Below are 15855 nucleotides of genomic sequence, written 5' to 3' on the forward strand. Positions count from 1 at the left end.
GCCTCCTGCGCAGGAGGCCGCCGACGCCGTTCTATGTCCGGGCTGTACCCGGGTGCACGGGGAGTGTCTGGGGCGTCCCCGGGTACTGCACGAGTTTTCCACGGGGGCATCTGCCCATGGCCCGCGGGGTGCCCTGCTGACTACGGTGCAGGCATCGGTGGAGCACCGGATTGGGGGAGTGGTAGAAGCCGGTCGTCCTCGTCCTTGTCTCTCCCTCTCGCAAGGACGAGGACGACCTCCCCGCTCGGCGGCTCGGGTGCGTCAGCTGTTTTTAACGGGAATGTCGGTGAGGCGGTATGCGTTGTCGTTGGTGCTCTTGTCGGCTTGGTGGTCGAGGGTGATGGTGTCGCCGCCGGGGTCGGGCCAGACGACGCAGATGGTGGTGACGCCGGTCTTGAGATCGTCGGAGACGTTGAGTTCGCTCAGGGGGAGGTGCTGCTCGGCGGCGGCGTCGAGGTAGTCGGCGGGGAAGATGCGCTCGCCGCCGGCGATGAGGGTCAGTCCGTCGCTGGCGTTGAAGGTTGGCAGGGCGCTGCCGTCCTCGTCGCGCTGGTTGGCTAGGAGTTTCTGCGGATCTTCGAGCAGTGGGTGCAGTGGGGCTCCGGTGGAGCCGTCTTTGATAGTGCAGGTGACGGTTCCCAACAGGTACCCGTCAGTGCGGGTGAGGTGATCGAGGGTGATGGTGACCTCTCCGCTGGTGTCGGTGCCCTTGGCAGTGAGGGTGACGCCCTCGGAGCCCTTGGCGACGGGGCCTTGCGGGTCCGGCAGTTTGCCGCCGTCGTTGCCGGGGGGTGGCGGTGGTGGTGCTGCTCTTGGGGGCGGTGGTGCCGCCGGTGGGGGTGAGGGTGATCTCGACTCTTCGGTTCGCGGCCCGAGCCTCGTCGGTGGTCTCCTTGACACGGGGCTCGGACTCCCCCTTGCCGGTGGTGGTAGGGCTCCACTTGTCGAGGGTGGTGAGCTGTTGGAGCCGGTCTTTGACGGCGTTGGCGCGTTTCTCGGAAAGGGGCTGGTTGTAGGCGTCGTCCTGGATGTCGTCGGTGTGGCCCACGATGCTCAAGGTGCCGCCGTCAGGGTACTGGTTGAGCTGGTCGGCGACGGTCTGAAGCTGGGTGTCGGCTGCGGGGGTGAGGTCAGCGGAGTCGGAGGCGAAGGTGACATCTGATGCCAGGGTGACGGTGATATCCTGCCCGCCGGTGTGGGTGCTGGTGGAGTCGTCCAGGGCCCGGGTGTAGCGCTCAATGGCGACGGGGGCGGCGAGCTCGGTGGCTGCGCCTGGGAACTGGTCGAGCTCGCTGCTGGCGGCGTTCAAGTCGACGCCTGCTTTCTTGGCGGCGTCCGCCTCCAGGACCGAGACGGTGGTGAAGCCGGCCATGGGGACCATGACGGTCACGGTGTCGGTGTCAACCTTGCCGAAGGACAGGTAGGAAGTGGTTTGCTCGCCGGGGGTGACCTCCAGGAATCCGTTATCGTTGGCGCCGCTACCGTCGGTGGTGCTCCACACGCGTCCGGAGCCCAGGTTGAGGAGTTTGACTAGGGAAGCGCCGGTGCCTGGGCGATAGATGGACGGGGATCCGAGATAGTTCGAGATGCTGAGCTTGTTGCCCTCTGAGCCGGAGGAGTTGGTTTTGACGCGGTCGACGGAAGCGTCGTCCTTGGCGCGAGTCAGTTCCAGCGCCATGATCGAGGTGGCCTCGTCCTTGCGGATGACGGGGGAGACCCGCACCGCGACCTTGTGGCCCATGACGTGGGCATCGAGCTCCTGCCAGTCAGTGCTACCCGCCTTGGCCTTACCACCGGTTGAGGCCAAGGAACCTGACGATGAAGTGGGTCCGCCTTTGTTCTTCGACCACCCGGGGATCTTGCACCCGGTCAGCACCGGCAACCCGACCCCCGTCAAGACCGAGAGAGCCAGGAAAGACCGACGAGAAGACCTCGTCGAATCAACGCGGGGTGAATGTTGAAATTCTGACGTCATGGGGGCTCTTGAGTACGAATGCTGGAATGTCTAAAACGGAACGTAGTCGCATTGGGGTTACTGAGGCAAGGGGGACTACCCATGTACTACCCATCGCTCCACGGGGAGTCCCCGGGTACTCCGGATATCCCATGGGGACCCCGGATGTATCCGTGTACTACACGCTATCTCCCCGTGAGAGCCTCCCCATTTCTTGGATGAAGAATGCTGCTTAGAGTTCTGGCATTCCTCAGGCTGAGGTGGCCTGAGAACTAGCAGTGGAGGTTCCATCATGATGACTGTTTCTCAGCGAGTTCTGGCCGTTGTGAGTGCCATCGGCCTGACGGCGACACTGGCGTCCTGCCAGTTGGGAGGCGGATCGAACTCGAAAGGATCAGGTGCGTCAACGTCGGCATCTGCGCCGAAGTCCGCGCAGGCCGGGGCGAGTGGCAATGGCGGTAACGGTACGGTCATCGAGTCGCACCCGACCACTATTGACAGTAAGTCCGGCACTGTTTCCCTGAACTCTGTGTCCGGTGCAGGAACGACGGTGACCGTCATGTTCTCGGTGACGAATGATGACAAGAAGGATGACATGTGGATCAGTAGTTCGTTCTCCGATGGAGATGACTCAGTTCCTCAGGCCAGTGGTAATGCAAGCCCGGGAGGGAGCACGAGCAATGCTGATGGTCTGACGCTCATCGAGCCATCTTCCTCGAGCATTTACCGTGTCTCCTATGACTCCCAGGGCGGTTGCCTGTGCTCCGGTGATCTCTCTGAGTTTATCAAGCCCGGCCAGACGATTGCGCTCCAGGCGACCTTTACCGGTGTCCCGGCGGAGGCGCAGAGTGTCACCGTCACCATTCCGAACGGAGGTACCTTCAGCAACGTGGCGGTGGCCCGATGAGACAGCAGGTACTCTCTGGAAGGTGGACGATGGGTGTCGAACATCGCCGTCGGGCTGGGGTGTGTGCTGCAGCAGTCGTTGCTGTGAGTGCCGTGTCCTGGTCGGTTGCCGTTGGAGCTGCCGCTTCACCTGTGGCGCCGCTGGCGGGCCGCCCGGTGGCGGCTGCGACCAAGAGTGCCACAGCCGATCCGACGACGATCGTCAAGCAGCCCGGCAGCGCGGGCCCCGGCAACCCCAGGGTGGCTCAGACCGTGGACCGCGTTGTCACTCCGGTGTCGCGATCGAGCAGCTCGGACAGTGCGGTCACCTACTCCTCGGACGGCCAGACGACCGTGGCCTCGCTGTCCGGTGACGTCACCTTCGACGTCGACTCGGCCACCCTGACCGACCGCGCCAAGCAGGTGCTCGACGAGATCGTCACTCGCTGGAACGGCAAGCCGCCGGCCACGGTCACCGTGGTGGGACACACCGACTCCGTGGCCGACGACGCCTACAACCAAACGCTCTCCGAGCGGCGTGCCAAGGCAGTGGCCGACTACCTGACCTCCAAGGTGGCGTCACTGAACGTGCAGTCCTCCGGCAAGGGGGAGAGCGAGCCTGTGGCCTCCGAAACCAACGAGGACGGCAGCGTCAACGAGGCCGGCAAGGCCGCCAACCGCCACGTGGACGTGCGTTGGGGGTGAGAGGCGGATGTGTACGCGTCAGCGCAGCTCGATCCACTGGCCCACGGTTGAGATCTGCTTGTCGGTGATCTTGGCGCCTGAGAAGTCCACGAGGCAGATCTTTGAGTCCCGGCTGATGGCCCACAGGGAGCCCTTCTTCTGATAGGGCCAGGTGATCTGGTACTGCTGCTGCGCCAGGATGATGGATCCGTTGGTGATGGCTGTTCTCGAGCCAACGGGTTGGTACCCGCGAGTGACGGCCCGGGCGGCGTTCATCGCGAGGTCAAGGGCCTGGTAGCCGTCCTTCGCTTCGACGGACTGAGCTGTCATGAGAACGGCCGACTTGTCTGATGGGTCGGTCCACTTGGTGCCCCAGATGCTGGACTGCGCCACCGACTGGTCCCAGTCCTTGGGTACCGCAAGAAGCAGGTCGCCGTCCTCAAGGCGCTCCCAGTCACCTTCCGGGCCTGGGTGCTTCGTCAAGGAGCAGCTGGCAAGAAGCGCTGCGGCTCCGGCCGTCGAGGCTGTGAGAAGTACGCGTCGTCGTTGGATCGTCATTGTTGCTGCCTCGTCAGAGTGAGAGTGTTCTCGATGCCGTTGCGAAGGCCGTCATCCAGGGCAGTGCTCAGAAGAGTGACAACGCCGGTCCCCACTTCTGAGGCGAGCAGCCAGGTCCACCCCAGCCAGGATGAGTTGGGCCCCCAGTAGAAGGCGACCCTCTCAGTGGCGGGTGTGTTCCCGTCAGCCTCCCAGGAGACCCGGCCGATCTCCGAGTAGTTCTCAAAGAGGTAGGAGCTCATGAGATTGGCGGTTTGCCTGATGCCGTCAGCGGTGGTGCTCGCGTCGATGCCGGAGAGCAGCACCCGCTGCTCGAAGCTGGTGTCGTTGGTCTGCAGGTCGTAGGAGACGACATACGGGGGCCATCCGCTGCGCCGAGTGGGTCCCTTAAGAGAAGACAGCAGACTGAGAGAGATGCCGGAGAAGTTCACGCCGGTCCACTCCTTGGGAGCGTCCTGAGGACCCTTGGACGGGGCTTGCGGCTGCTTCACGTCATCGACCGAGGTCATTCCTGAAACAGGCGTTTTTTCTGGTGAGCTGCTGCATGAGGCGACTGCGCTCAGCGAGGCGATACCGCTTACGGCCATGAGGAGACGGCGCTTCATGAGGCGTTCACCGCCACGGATGAGAGGACGGACGACATGCGCTCCAGACTCTCCTGATTCTTCGGATCGGCGAAGACATAGACCCCGTAACTGTCACCGCTCGGTCCGTCAACGATGACTCCCGCACACGTGATGGGGACCTCGGCGGTCTTACGGTCCTGCAGCCATGGCGGGATCGCCGTGGTCTGCCAGTCCAAGCGGTTCCCTCCGGTTCCGCCAGGAACCTCCGTGGGAGTGACCGTGGGCTGGATGGACTGGGCGGTCAGTGACTGCTGCTCCGTGGCCAGGACGCTTGCCGCTGGTTTGACGCCGGCGGCGTAGTACTCGACAGCAACTGTGAGAGGGGAGCCTCCTCTGCTGTCGTAGTAGGTCTGCTGCATGCCGTCGTCATAGGTTGTGGTGGCCCCAGTGACGGCGTCTCCCGGCACCTGGATCACGAGGTTGCCGGTTGGGAGAAGCGTCATCATGCCGTCCGACGACGCGGCGCCCGAGCCTCTTGACGTCGATGGTTGGGATGCGGAGGCGGCAGCTGATGCGGTGCCTGAGTCTGAGGATCCGTTCTGGCCGCAGGCACTCACGGCGAGTGCGGCCATCGCTGCCGTCGCAGCCGCTGTGGCTGTTACAGAAGTCTTCATGCACTGTCCTTGCGTTGTCATCAGGCGTCTTTAGGGAGGAGGTCGCTATTGAGTTTGACTGGCTAGCGGCTGTCGGCCCGCCGTGAGCTGATCAGTGCTCCAGCTGCCGGAGAGGGCGTCGAAGCCGCCGTTGTCTGTGATCGCCGTGCCGTTAACAACGAGCTGCGTGGTGCTCGCCTTGGTGGCAAGGAGTGCGGCAAGTGTGTTTTTGGAGGAGGAGCCCTGTGGGTTGCTGACGGACAACGCGGCAGTTGGGACGTTGACGGTGCCTGACGACAGCAGAACGGATTTGGCGTAGCTGTTGGCGAGATCCCGATCACTTCCGCTGAGTACTGATACGTCAAGAGTTGTGGTCACCACGGTGGTGACAGCTGTGCCTGCTGCGACTCCCGAGATGCTGCCGTCGGCAGAGCCCTCGGTGACATGGGTGAATGTCATCTTGTCGAGGTCTCCTCCGGTGTCGTAGGACAGAGCGACATTGCCCAAGCAGATGCGCTGACCTGCGGAGGGAGAGGAGATGCCGAAGGTGTTCCACGCGGAGTCGACCTCCTGGCTGTGCTCCGGTACGGGGATGTCGGCCTTGTAGGAGAACGTGTGGCTGACCGCACCGGTTCCGTTGGGCTCGGTAGTCGTTGCACGCCGGTAGGCGACATAGCCGCTGACAGTCAGAACGGGATAGGTGACTGAGGGCTCGGAAGGAGCCGCACCTTGAGCAGTGTTGCCTGACGACGTTCCACCGATGGTCAACCATCCAGCTGACGACTCGACCGTGGAGTCGGGCAGGGTCGCTGCAGAAGGATGCCCGTGCTTGACTCGTCCGGCCCCGACATTCTCCGCCTGCGTGTTGACCTGCTGAGACGAGGCTGAGGCGCACGTGCGTTGATTGAAGCACTGCGATGTTGCTCGCTGAGCTCGCGTCTCAGTGACCTGCTTGGTGACTGGGTTGGACTTGGGGCCTTCTACTGTGTAGCCGCTGGACAGCGAACTGGTGGTGTCGACGTCCTGGTCAGTGCCGGAGTCCGACGCTGCGTCAGCTGGTTGGATGCTGACTAGCGAAACGCCTACGAACAGTGCTGAAACGGCAGCCCAGCCTGACTGGGGAGCGTGGGAACGGCGGCGCACGGAGTGCGTCCTTTCGGTGAGGCGACAGGTGCAGCGGTGTCGTCGGGGTCGATACCGTTATCTGTCCGAGACTCTACGGACAGATGCGGGCTGGTGCCAACGTTGCGGAGTGTGGGGCTGCGTCCAGTTGCAGGGGTGTGCCTCCATCGAGGATGTTCTTCGTCTCTCTGCGCAGGAGCGTGATTGAACTGGGAGTAGATCCTGCTGGGTCAGTTTCGATCATACCTGGAGCATCGCAGTGCGACAGCGCTCACAATGGCGGCCTGTGACTCTATCCCTGGAGGTCTGGGAAGTGGATGAGAGGGGTGGGGCGGTGGTGGGGCGTTCACCCCTACCTCAGGGGGTGGTGTCCGCATAGCATCGCGGTAGTACAAAGCCACAATACGATTCGGTGTGGCTATCGATAAGACACAAGGCGATCGCGAGGTAGGTGCGTGAGACAACGGCGTTTATAGGTATATCTTAAATCCAAAATAGGTGCTGCGATGCTTCCAGGGGTGGGGAGAGATGCCCATGTGGGGTGCTGAAGCATCCAGCCCCTGAGCGAGTACTTTCGGGTATAGTCCCCGATGCAACTGAAAGATTGCGATTTGATTGCTATCTGCAAGAAGGGCTTGTGTGGTGGAGAGATCTACTTTGAGACTCCGAAGGCTTGCGACCTTGGATGGATGGAGTCTCTCAGTTCGCCGTCAGACGGGGAGCCCTCGAGTGTCAGATGGTTGGCAGTCGAGGTGGGCACTATGTTCCTGACTGCAGGCATCAGCGTCGCGGAGTTTGCCCCGGGTGTGAGGTCAACAGATACTCTTGAGGAAGCGTGCCAGTTCATCCCTCATCACCCCAGCGAGGATGTTCTGATCATGTGTGGCCCTCGAGACAGGAGTCGCGCGCCGCGGGTTGCTCGTGCTGTTGCGGAGCATGATCGGGTGGCAGCAGTGACGGTCCAGGGGACTCCAACCCGGCAGGCTGCGATTGCTTCTCTTCTTCTCTCAATCCCGATCACCTATCTAGGTGTGGCGCAGGCGGTGGCTGATGCCGCGCAGAGCGTAGTGGAGACGCGAGTCGCACTGACCTCAGTCTCTCGACTGGAAGCGGGGCGTCCCTCGATGAGACAGCATCTGCGCAGTTTTTTTCCGGGTGCCAGTTTCGATGTCGACATCAGGACGCAGAAGGTTGCTTCCATCAGCCCAGTGGATTGGTCCAGACTTCCGACAGCGCTGACTATAGAGGCTCGTTCCGACCCGCCCGGCCAAGGGCGAGGGCTCGAGGTGATTGCACCACAAGCGAGCATCTACCTTCGCCTAGACCGTACGAGCTGGAACGCACGCAGTTGGGTGGAGCGCTCCGCACTGCCCGATGCTCCAGGCCGGATGGCCATCGTTCTGGCGCAGCAAGCTGGATGCGAAGAATGCAACTGCTGCGGTCGACCCGCAGGCCCTTCCGGATGTCTCTTCTGCGGGACTCATCAGTCCCCCACTTATGCATCCTTATCCGCACAGTAAACACCGCCCGTCACCGAAGGAGCTTCGATTCGATGAATCCCCGTCAGCGTAAAGGCATTATTCTCATCTTCTTCACCATTGTCGGGGCGCTGGTTACCTTCGGCTTGGTTCTGTCATACGTCAACTCTGTGGCGAGCCAGGTTGGCCCGATGACTACTGTTGTCACCCTCACTCGGGATGTGGAGTCGCTGACATCACTGACGGAAGCGGATGTGGAGGTGAAAGAGGTCCCGAAACGATGGGCGCCTAATGGGGCGTTGCACTCGTTCAAAGAGACGTCCGGCCTGGTGACCGCCGGCACCTACCATAAGGGAGACATGCTTCAGTCTGGGATGCTCGAATCGCCACCGGGGCTCCAATCTGGATATCGTGAGGTTGCCATCATTGTCGATGCCGAAACCGGCGTGGCAGGTAAGATCTCCTCAGGGGAAACTGTCGACATCATCGCTACGGTCGAGGACCCGAACACGAAGGCTCAGCAGGCGAATGTCGTGGTGGAGAATGCCGTTATCCTCGATGTTGGTGTCACTACTGATATCAAAGAAAAGGATGAATCCGGCAATTTCACCGATGAAAAGGGAGTCCCTGTAACTTTCGCCTTGAGTACGCAGGATGCGCTCAAGGTCGCCTACGCAGAAAGTTTTGCTGTGAAGGTAAGACTGGCTCTGCGTGGTGAAGGCGATGATAGTGCGCTCGGGCCTGATTCTACCCAGTACGGTGGAGGTTCTGCTCCAGCTCCGGCTACGCCTGAGACTCCTGCTACAGGGAAGGGTGGAAACTGAGTAATGACATTGTTTATCGTTTCTCAGGATCACGAGGTCGTCGAGCAGGTTCGTGCCACATTGCTCGAGATCGACGCGGCCTTCGCTGTTAACGCCGTCGGCTCGGCCGAGGCCTTGCGTCTGCGTCTTCAGGACGATTCTGAGGGGCACGTCGTTCTGGTCGATCTGCACATTAATGATGGGCTGGGCCTAGATCTGGCCCGTGAGATCAGCATGTCTTGGCCGTTGGTCGCCACACTACTGCTGACAACCGAGCGCGGTAATCAGATCTATGAGAGTGCCTTAGAAGTGGGTGCTCGCGATGTGCTTCCCCTCCCGGCATCTCTGGAGGCTTACTCGACAAAGGTCCCTGCGGCGGTGGCCTGGACGCAGGTTGTCCACCATCGTGTCGAAGGTGTTGCTGCCGAACAACAGCGTCAGATCGGGCGGGTTGTCGCTGTTGTGGGAGCAAAAGGGGGAGTGGGTACCTCACTGCTGGCACTCCTGTTAGCGCGTGAGCTTGCTCACCGGGCACCGACGTGTCTCATCGATCTCGATCTGCGCAACGGTGACCTTGCTGCATACTGCGGTGCCAGACCACGGCGATCGGTGGCAGACCTTGTTGGCGTGGGAGAGAATATTGGAAGACGCGAACTCGATGAAGCGAGCTTCCCGGTACCTGGCGGCATTATGCTCTTAGCCGCACCTAAGTACGGAGAGGCCGGCGAAGCAATGGGGGAACCTCAGATCCGACGAGTCATCCAAGCGACGCGATACCAGTACGCTGCCATCGTCCTGGACTGCGGATCTCGCCTGGATGATGTCCAAGCCGCCGCCCTGGACTTTGCTGATGAGGTGCTGGTTGTCGCTACACCGGACATTCCTTCTCTGCGCGCTGCCAGACGCCTTCATGAATCAATGGAGCGGCTAGATATTGCCCGGTCCACTCCACTGTCCCTCATCTTGAACAAGGTAGATCGTAAGGCGGAGATCCAGCCTTCCGCTGCGGGCCGCCTGACGGGTCTGGCTGTGGCAATGGAGATTCCCGGAGCTGAAAGGCTACTTGAATCGTCTATGAATACTGCCACTGTTCTAGAGCAGCCACTTGAGCTGGTTGTCGGGCCGTTCACGCAATGGGTTAATAGTAGTGGCAGTACTACACAAGCAAATCCTCTCCCGCCGCAGAATCCGATAATGCTTGAGAGAGGTGCTTTGAGTGCTAACCAGGAGTCTGGTCGATCTAATCAGAGGGTGAAACGCAGCGAACGAAATAAACGTGGCAAACGAGGTAAACGTCAAGGCGGTTGGGGACGACACCGGGAACGGGGGCAGATTCTCGCTGAGGCTCCGGTTGCCTTCGCTCTTATCACCTTGGCGATTCTGGTGTGTATCCAACTCGTTTTCTGGGGAGCCAGCCATTTGGTTGCCGCTAACGCGGCCAAGGATGCGGCGCGCTATTATGCGGTGGGGATGTCCCCGGTAGAAGTGCAAAAAAAAGTTGCTGATCGCCTTCCTTGGGGCTGGGGTGGTGGCCTCAGGGTCGGTTCTCCCCATAACAGTCAGGTGGATGTCAGTTTGTCAATTCCGTCGCCCTTTAACCTTCCGCCAGTCGATGACAACGCAAGTATTCAATGGGAACGTTGATTATGAACACTCTTCAGTGCGTTGAACGCTCTACAGGTAGCAAATCATGCCGCAATCGCGAGCAAGGATCACTTTCAGTTGAACTTGTAATTGCTATTCCCATCGTCGTTCTTATCACTCTATTCGTTGTACAGGGATTTTTGGCTGCGTCGGTTATCTCGTCAACCCAGGCTGCTGCCCGAGATGGTGCCCGAGCTGCTATGACGCATCAGATGTCGGTTGATAATGCGGTTGCCGAGGCGCTGCCTGACTGGGTTGTTATTGACCACGTGAGTAGAAATTGCACCGGAGAGAATTGTGTTGCGGTCACTACTCGCGTACCTATCGGCATTCCATGGATCACCAGTTCGGAGTTAACAGTGACGCGCAGTGCTTCATTCCCCAGAGGTGATTCCTGATGGCGTTACGTGATAGGATTCTACGGGATTCGGATCATCTCGCTAATGAAAACGAGCGCGATAGTCTCGTTACTACGTATCGTAATCGACTCCTGGAGGAGATTAACCTCGATGAGGTCTCCTCCTTGTCGATGCCGCAGCGTCGTGCCCGGCTTGAACGGATGCTGTCGCGTATTCTCTCCGCCGAAGGGCCAGTAATGTCCTCGACGGAGCGTGTGCGGCTCATTGAGCGAGTGGTCGATGAATCAGTGGGACTTGGTATCCTTGAACCACTCATTGCTGATCAGACCGTCACTGAAATCATGGTGAACGGGATGGGGAACATTTTTGTGGAACGCGCCGGACGACTAGAGCGGTTGCCCCAAGGGTTTTCCTCTGAGGAGGAAATCTATCGGACTATCGACCGTATTGTGTCGTCGGTTAACCGTCGTGTTGATGAGTCCAGCCCGATGGTGGACGCGCGTCTGGCGGGTGGTGAGCGTGTCAATGTTATTATTCCTCCTTTGGCACTCGACGGGCCGACTATTACGATTCGCCGCTTTCCGCAGCCGTTTCGTCTCAACGATCTCGTGGCTCGTAAGAGTCTCCCCAATGATGCAGCAAGCCTTTTGGTGTCAATGGTTCGTGCACGTTTGAACATCCTGGTGTCTGGAGGGACTGGTACGGGAAAGACGACTTTTCTCAATGCCCTTTCTGGAGCAATTCCGGAGGCAGAACGCATCTTGACCATTGAGGATGCGGCAGAGCTCTCCCTTCAGCAAAGTCATGTCGTTCGAATGGAAGCTAGACCTGCCAACTCCGAGGGCAAAGGGCAGGTTACCATTCGAGATCTCGTACGCAACGCGCTGCGTATGCGCCCCGACAGAATTGTCGTCGGAGAGGTGCGTGGTGGTGAAACGCTAGACATGCTTCAGGCCATGAACACTGGACACGAGGGCTCCCTGACGACAGTTCACGCAAACAGTACCGTGGATGCCCTCAGTCGTCTCGAGACCCTAGCGTCCATGTCGGATGTCTCCCTCCCCGTTGATACTATTCGTGATCAGATCAACGGGGCAATTGATGTTATCGTCCAACTTGAGCGTGACGCAACCGGGGCAAGACGCGTCAGTGAAATATCGGAGGTCACTTCGGAGCGTAGAGAAGCCTACGTAACTCAACCAATTATGCGTTCTTTGGCCGGTGCTCCAAATGCCGAAAAAAATGCTGTTGCTCGTTTCCCACTCTCAGAAAGACTGGAGCACCGGTTGACGCAAAAACAGGAACAGGTTGTACCAGCATTCCTTGGGAATGTGGGAGGTGCTCAGTGATGGTCGCTCCTTGGACGGTCCTGACCTCGGCGGTAGCCTCTCTGGCTATAGGATGTTGGGGTATTGCAACCTTAACTGGGGACCGCAGGCGTACCCAAGATCTTGAAGAAAGCATGGGTGTCAGTGAGAAATCTGTATCACCAAGTATGAGCAGCCGCCTGGCGCGTCGACTGCGGAACGCGCGTTGGGTGACGGGCATGCAAAATCGGCTCATGGCAGCGGGATTTCAATGGCCCGCCGATCGAGTGCTTATCGCGGTGATTGTTATTATTCTTGTGATTCTCACTGGTGGACAGGTGCTGATGGGAAAGATCGCCTCGGCAGTTCTAGCGGTAACGTTTCCGTTGGTATTTCTCCGATGGTTGGAGCACCGTCGTATGAAACGAACCCAGCGCTTCGTTGCCCAGCTTCCTGACCTTGCGCGTCTGCTGGCTAACGGCAGTTCAGCCGGGCTATCAATGCGTCGATGCCTGGGTATGGCCGCAACCGAGTTAATGAGTCCCGCGTGTGAAGAAATTGGCGGTGTGGTTACTCAGTTGGATATAGGTTGGCCGGTAGAGCAGGCGCTCCAAAAGCTCTCGGAGCGGCTTCCGTCGCGTGAAGTCGGAGTTCTTGTTCGTACTATTGTTATTCAACAGCGTGCTGGTGGTGAGCTGGTTCGCGCCTTGAATGACATTGCTGCATCATTGGAGGACCGTAAGGAGCTCCGTCGCGAGGTCGGGACTACCATTTTAGGAGCATCTATCTCTGGATATGCAGTAATTCTCATTGGCTTGGGGGCCGTTCTTCTTATGAATATAGCGAAGCCGGGGATTCTTGACATGATGGCCTCGTCTTTCCTCGGGCAGATAGCTCTGGCGGTTGCAGGCGTGCTCTTTGCCGGAGGTGTGGTGATGATGCGTCTCGTTTCGAGGGTGGATATCTGATGTATCCTGTGTCGATATTAACTGCTCTGGCGGCCTTTATTTTAGTCTTGTGCGCAGCGCAGGGTGTGAGGATGGTCAGTTATGACGCAGCACGGTCTTTGTCCATGGAGGAGAATGTTGCTTCTCAGGAAAAAGGAAGTCTCGTTATTAAACTCGTCGACAGGGCTGGCCTTCGTTTTAGTCGCCTGCTGTCGGGAGCCTACGGTCCTCGACGGAGGGCACGACTGGAAAGTCGACTGAAACGAGCTGGTTATCCGGCCGGTTTAACTCAAAGAAAGTTCATTCAGCGTGAAACTGGATTCGTTGTATTAGGAATTATCGTTCTTTTATTTTGCTTTCTTATTGATGAGCTGATCATAGGGGTTGGGCTCGGCCTGTTGCTGGCATTTTGGATGCAAGTTTGGCTTACTAATACTGGCCTCAGACGTTCGCAGCAGATCGACCGGGATCTGCCTGACTTTCTGGACGTCCTGTCTGTGACAGTTCGATCGGGGATGTCGTTCCGTCCAGCCGTCGAACGTGTGAGTTCCTTCCATGAAGGCCCTCTCGCCGAAGAAATGAGAGGTGCTATTTATTCCATGCGGCTAGGGGTGACTAGGCGAGATGCTTTCATTGCGGCCCGAGATAACTCTAGAAGTGAAAATGTTGCCATATTCGTATCCGCTTTTCTGCAGGCTGAGGAACTTGGTACTCCTTTGGCTGATGCTCTCGTGGACATTTCGTCCGAGATTCGCCGCGAACGAGCGCAGCAGGTTCGGCGTGCGGCAGCTAGGGCTCAGCCGAAGATTGCCATCGTAGTGACGACCATGATTCTCCCCGCCACTTTGATTCTCATACTTGGAAGTATGATTCTGATGAACGCTGGAATTGGGAGTTGAAATGCATCATGAAGAGGTCTCGCTGGCTACTCAAGTTCAGTCCGGGACCATCAAGTCCACGGTATCCTTCTTCGCCTGTGCGAGGTTGGGGGTGCTGGCATCTACCGGCGTCGTAGCGGCTTCGGAATCCCTGGAAACTAGCTTAGCTGTGATGCTGCTTCTGGCAATGCCAATGAGCGCGCTGCTTCTATGGAGTTGGCAGTACGTGTCGAATGCTGTACTTAATGGTAGGATGTTCCCGGTTGTTGATGCGTTGGTAGCGGGACTTCTTTGCCTGTTGTCTGTTGTTCGACTCGATACGCCAGCGTTAGGGGGAGCCTATCTCCTACTCTCTGCGGTCTTGATCGGGATTACTCGCTCCTTTCCGTGGGTCATGGGCTGGTTCGTTGTCACGGGAGTTGTTGTCATCTTGGGGGGTGGCACAACTTTTGTTCACGCCCATGGTTTAACTCTCGTAATTTTTCTATTTTTTATCGGCATGACAGCGATTTTGGCGTTCAGGATGGGCAATCAGTTCCGACAGACCGGCCGATTGACAGATGAGCTCGCTGATGCTCGTATCCAACGGGCGGCTAGCGAGGAAAGGCTATTCATTGCCCGAGACTTGCATGACTCTGTGGCCAAGTCAGTCCATGGGATTCGTATGCTCGCTGAAGCGCTGCGGGATGATCTCGGCGATTCCGATTCGGCCACACGGCGACTTGCTGAGACACTCTTCGAAGCAGCCGATGAAGCCAGCAGGGAGGCCCGCGCTGTGCTCGATGGCCTCAACTCTTCAGGGCAGATTCAAGATCTAAGTGTGCACTTGTGTCGTCAAATTCAGGCATGGGGAAAGCGTACCGGGCATAACACCGTTTTTAATGTGCCAGAAGATCTACAGGTGCAGCGACCCCAGGGGGAATGGGCTTGGAATGTTGAACGCGTTCTCGGAGAGCTGTTGAGCAATGTGGAAAAACATGCGGAGGCAGGCGGTGTTCTCGTAACAATGTCTTGTCTTGATGAAAAGGTAACCGTCGTTGTTGAGGACGACGGAAGGGGTCCTCAGGAGGCGATGCGAGGCCAAGAGGACCTGGTGCTGGAGGGGCATTACGGATTAGCAGGTGTGCGGGAAAGATTGCGTAAGTTCGGGGGAGAATTGCGAATCGCTCATAGTGCAAGAGGAGCGGGTACAACGGCCACTATGATAGTTCCTTTGCCCGATACATAGCATTAGGTGCAGATAACAATGGTAGACAGCATGAGGAAGGAAGCATGTGATGCATGTTCTTGTTGTGGATGACAATCCGATCGTTAGAATTGGATTAGTCACACTTCTCCGTAGAATTGATCAGGTGGAGAGTGTCGAGGAGGCGTGTGATGGTATCGATGCGATCTCATTGGCTCGCCAGAATACTCCTGATGTGGTGCTCCTTGATATAGATATGCCAAAGATGAATGGATTGGAGGCTTTACCTGAACTTGCTGCAAACTCGGCCGTTCTTATGCTCACTAATTCCAGTGAGTCGACAATGATTGCACGGGCTTTGGATCGGGGGGCAAAGGGTTATCTCGTGCACGGCGGTATTGGCATCAGGGAATTGGCTGGGGCGTTGGCGACTGCTCTGATGGGAGGAATGGTTCTTGGACCTGAGGCTGCGGAGGTTGTGGTGAATGGGCCGGAGCAAGAAACGATAAATCCGTTGCGCGCTAAGGTGACAGAACGTGAAGCGGAAGTGCTAGATGCTGCCGCGCGGGGTATGACTAATGAGGAGATAGCCAGGGAGCAGTTCTTGTCTGCTAGAACTGTCAAGAATTATCTTAATGCTGCCTATCCGAAACTCGGAGTTCATAATAGGGCAGAGGCTGTCCTTGTTTGGGTTAATGGAGATGTGCCTGGCTCAGGGACAGCGATGCCGGTTTGACCAACCTATGTGGTTGTTGTCGGATTTTAGGTGCTTTCTTGGGTCAATTATTGCGTGGAGTCCATGAGGTTTATTCATAGGGTGTAGGTGAATAT

The 15855-nt window shown here is 58.2% G+C and carries 16 protein-coding genes; 10 read left to right on the forward strand and 6 right to left on the reverse strand.

Annotated features, from left to right (window positions below; genetic code table 11):
• Positions 1–261 precede the first annotated feature (261 nt).
• Positions 262–642, reverse strand: coding sequence for a hypothetical protein (locus HMPREF9056_RS14940; RefSeq protein ID WP_009401659.1), 381 nt, complete (start codon positions 640–642; stop codon positions 262–264).
• A 10-nt stretch (positions 643–652) separates the two neighbouring features.
• Complete coding sequence (locus HMPREF9056_RS00005; RefSeq protein ID WP_009401660.1) at positions 653–1807, reverse strand: OmpA family protein; 1155 nt, start codon at positions 1805–1807, stop codon at positions 653–655.
• A 439-nt stretch (positions 1808–2246) separates the two neighbouring features.
• On the opposite strand from HMPREF9056_RS00005, the gene HMPREF9056_RS13910 reads away from it, so the two are divergent.
• Together HMPREF9056_RS13910 and HMPREF9056_RS00015 are read left to right on the forward strand one after the other, a co-directional pair.
• Positions 2247–2861, forward strand: coding sequence for a hypothetical protein (locus HMPREF9056_RS13910; RefSeq protein ID WP_157184952.1), 615 nt, complete (start codon positions 2247–2249; stop codon positions 2859–2861).
• Positions 2862–2992: 131 nt separating this feature from the next.
• Positions 2993–3544 carry an OmpA family protein gene (locus HMPREF9056_RS00015; RefSeq protein WP_009401662.1) on the forward strand — a complete coding sequence of 184 codons (552 nt, stop codon included), beginning with the start codon at positions 2993–2995 and terminating at the stop codon, positions 3542–3544.
• An 18-nt stretch (positions 3545–3562) separates the two neighbouring features.
• Here the strand turns inward: HMPREF9056_RS00015 and HMPREF9056_RS00020 are convergent, their stop codons facing one another.
• The 4 genes from HMPREF9056_RS00020 to HMPREF9056_RS00035 form a co-directional block, all read right to left on the reverse strand.
• Positions 3563–4081, reverse strand: coding sequence for a hypothetical protein (locus HMPREF9056_RS00020; RefSeq protein ID WP_034513107.1), 519 nt, complete (start codon positions 4079–4081; stop codon positions 3563–3565).
• On the reverse strand, positions 4078–4572 hold the full coding sequence (locus HMPREF9056_RS00025; protein ID WP_253269862.1) for a hypothetical protein: 495 nt from the start codon (positions 4570–4572) through the stop codon (positions 4078–4080). The genes HMPREF9056_RS00020 and HMPREF9056_RS00025 overlap by 4 nt, the downstream gene beginning before the upstream one ends.
• 110 nt (positions 4573–4682) lie before the next feature.
• Positions 4683–5321: a hypothetical protein gene (locus HMPREF9056_RS00030; RefSeq protein WP_034513112.1), complete on the reverse strand. Its 639-nt coding sequence runs from the start codon at positions 5319–5321 to the stop codon at positions 4683–4685.
• Positions 5322–5366: 45 nt separating this feature from the next.
• Positions 5367–6068 (reverse strand): hypothetical protein, encoded by a 702-nt coding sequence (locus HMPREF9056_RS00035; protein WP_050792950.1) that lies wholly within the window; start codon positions 6066–6068, stop codon positions 5367–5369.
• Between the two features lie 1906 nt (positions 6069–7974).
• Here HMPREF9056_RS00035 and cpaB point away from each other — a divergent pair.
• From cpaB to HMPREF9056_RS13205, 8 genes are all read left to right on the forward strand, one after another.
• The gene (gene cpaB / locus HMPREF9056_RS13185) at positions 7975–8724 is read left to right on the forward strand and encodes a Flp pilus assembly protein CpaB (protein ID WP_087942136.1); all 750 of its coding nucleotides are present in this window, start codon (positions 7975–7977) and stop codon (positions 8722–8724) included.
• 3 nt (positions 8725–8727) lie between these two features.
• A complete protein-coding gene (locus tag HMPREF9056_RS13190; protein WP_009401670.1) occupies positions 8728–10347 on the forward strand; it encodes a response regulator in 1620 nt (539 codons plus the stop codon).
• A 2-nt stretch (positions 10348–10349) separates the two neighbouring features.
• A complete protein-coding gene (locus HMPREF9056_RS13025; protein ID WP_050792952.1) occupies positions 10350–10745 on the forward strand; it encodes a TadE/TadG family type IV pilus assembly protein in 396 nt (131 codons plus the stop codon).
• Entirely contained in the window at positions 10745–12055 is a 1311-nt protein-coding gene (locus tag HMPREF9056_RS00050; protein ID WP_009401671.1) for a CpaF family protein, read from the forward strand. The genes HMPREF9056_RS13025 and HMPREF9056_RS00050 overlap by 1 nt, the downstream gene beginning before the upstream one ends.
• 212 nt (positions 12056–12267) lie before the next feature.
• The gene (locus HMPREF9056_RS13030; RefSeq protein ID WP_050792953.1) at positions 12268–12981 is read left to right on the forward strand and encodes a type II secretion system F family protein; all 714 of its coding nucleotides are present in this window, start codon (positions 12268–12270) and stop codon (positions 12979–12981) included.
• Complete coding sequence (locus HMPREF9056_RS13195) at positions 12981–13859, forward strand: type II secretion system F family protein (RefSeq protein ID WP_009401673.1); 879 nt, start codon at positions 12981–12983, stop codon at positions 13857–13859. Before HMPREF9056_RS13030 ends, HMPREF9056_RS13195 begins: the two co-directional genes overlap by 1 nt.
• A 1-nt stretch (position 13860) precedes the next feature.
• A complete protein-coding gene (locus tag HMPREF9056_RS13200) occupies positions 13861–15066 on the forward strand; it encodes a sensor histidine kinase (RefSeq protein ID WP_009401674.1) in 1206 nt (401 codons plus the stop codon).
• 49 nt (positions 15067–15115) lie between these two features.
• Positions 15116–15760, forward strand: coding sequence for a response regulator transcription factor (locus tag HMPREF9056_RS13205; RefSeq protein ID WP_087942137.1), 645 nt, complete (start codon positions 15116–15118; stop codon positions 15758–15760).
• Positions 15761–15855 lie beyond the last annotated feature (95 nt).

This window comes from Actinomyces sp. oral taxon 170 str. F0386 (assembly GCF_000195595.1).
Classification (GTDB): Bacteria; Actinomycetota; Actinomycetes; order Actinomycetales; family Actinomycetaceae; genus Actinomyces.

What these genes read in the sequence shown, in the direction of transcription:
- HMPREF9056_RS13910 (WP_157184952.1), top strand. Translation starts at nt 2,247, where the DNA reads ATGATGACTGTTTCTCAGCGAGTTCTGGCCGTTGTGAGTGCCATCGGC.
- HMPREF9056_RS00020 (WP_034513107.1), bottom strand. Translation starts at nt 4,081, where the DNA reads ATGACGATCCAACGACGACGCGTACTTCTCACAGCCTCGACGGCCGGA.
- HMPREF9056_RS00030 (WP_034513112.1), bottom strand. Translation starts at nt 5,321, where the DNA reads ATGAAGACTTCTGTAACAGCCACAGCGGCTGCGACGGCAGCGATGGCC.
- cpaB (WP_087942136.1), top strand. Translation starts at nt 7,975, where the DNA reads ATGAATCCCCGTCAGCGTAAAGGCATTATTCTCATCTTCTTCACCATT.
- HMPREF9056_RS13190 (WP_009401670.1), top strand. Translation starts at nt 8,728, where the DNA reads ATGACATTGTTTATCGTTTCTCAGGATCACGAGGTCGTCGAGCAGGTT.
- HMPREF9056_RS13025 (WP_050792952.1), top strand. Translation starts at nt 10,350, where the DNA reads ATGAACACTCTTCAGTGCGTTGAACGCTCTACAGGTAGCAAATCATGC.
- HMPREF9056_RS00050 (WP_009401671.1), top strand. Translation starts at nt 10,745, where the DNA reads ATGGCGTTACGTGATAGGATTCTACGGGATTCGGATCATCTCGCTAAT.
- HMPREF9056_RS13030 (WP_050792953.1), top strand. Translation starts at nt 12,268, where the DNA reads ATGGCAGCGGGATTTCAATGGCCCGCCGATCGAGTGCTTATCGCGGTG.
- HMPREF9056_RS13195 (WP_009401673.1), top strand. Translation starts at nt 12,981, where the DNA reads ATGTATCCTGTGTCGATATTAACTGCTCTGGCGGCCTTTATTTTAGTC.
- HMPREF9056_RS13200 (WP_009401674.1), top strand. Translation starts at nt 13,861, where the DNA reads ATGCATCATGAAGAGGTCTCGCTGGCTACTCAAGTTCAGTCCGGGACC.
- HMPREF9056_RS13205 (WP_087942137.1), top strand. Translation starts at nt 15,116, where the DNA reads ATGCATGTTCTTGTTGTGGATGACAATCCGATCGTTAGAATTGGATTA.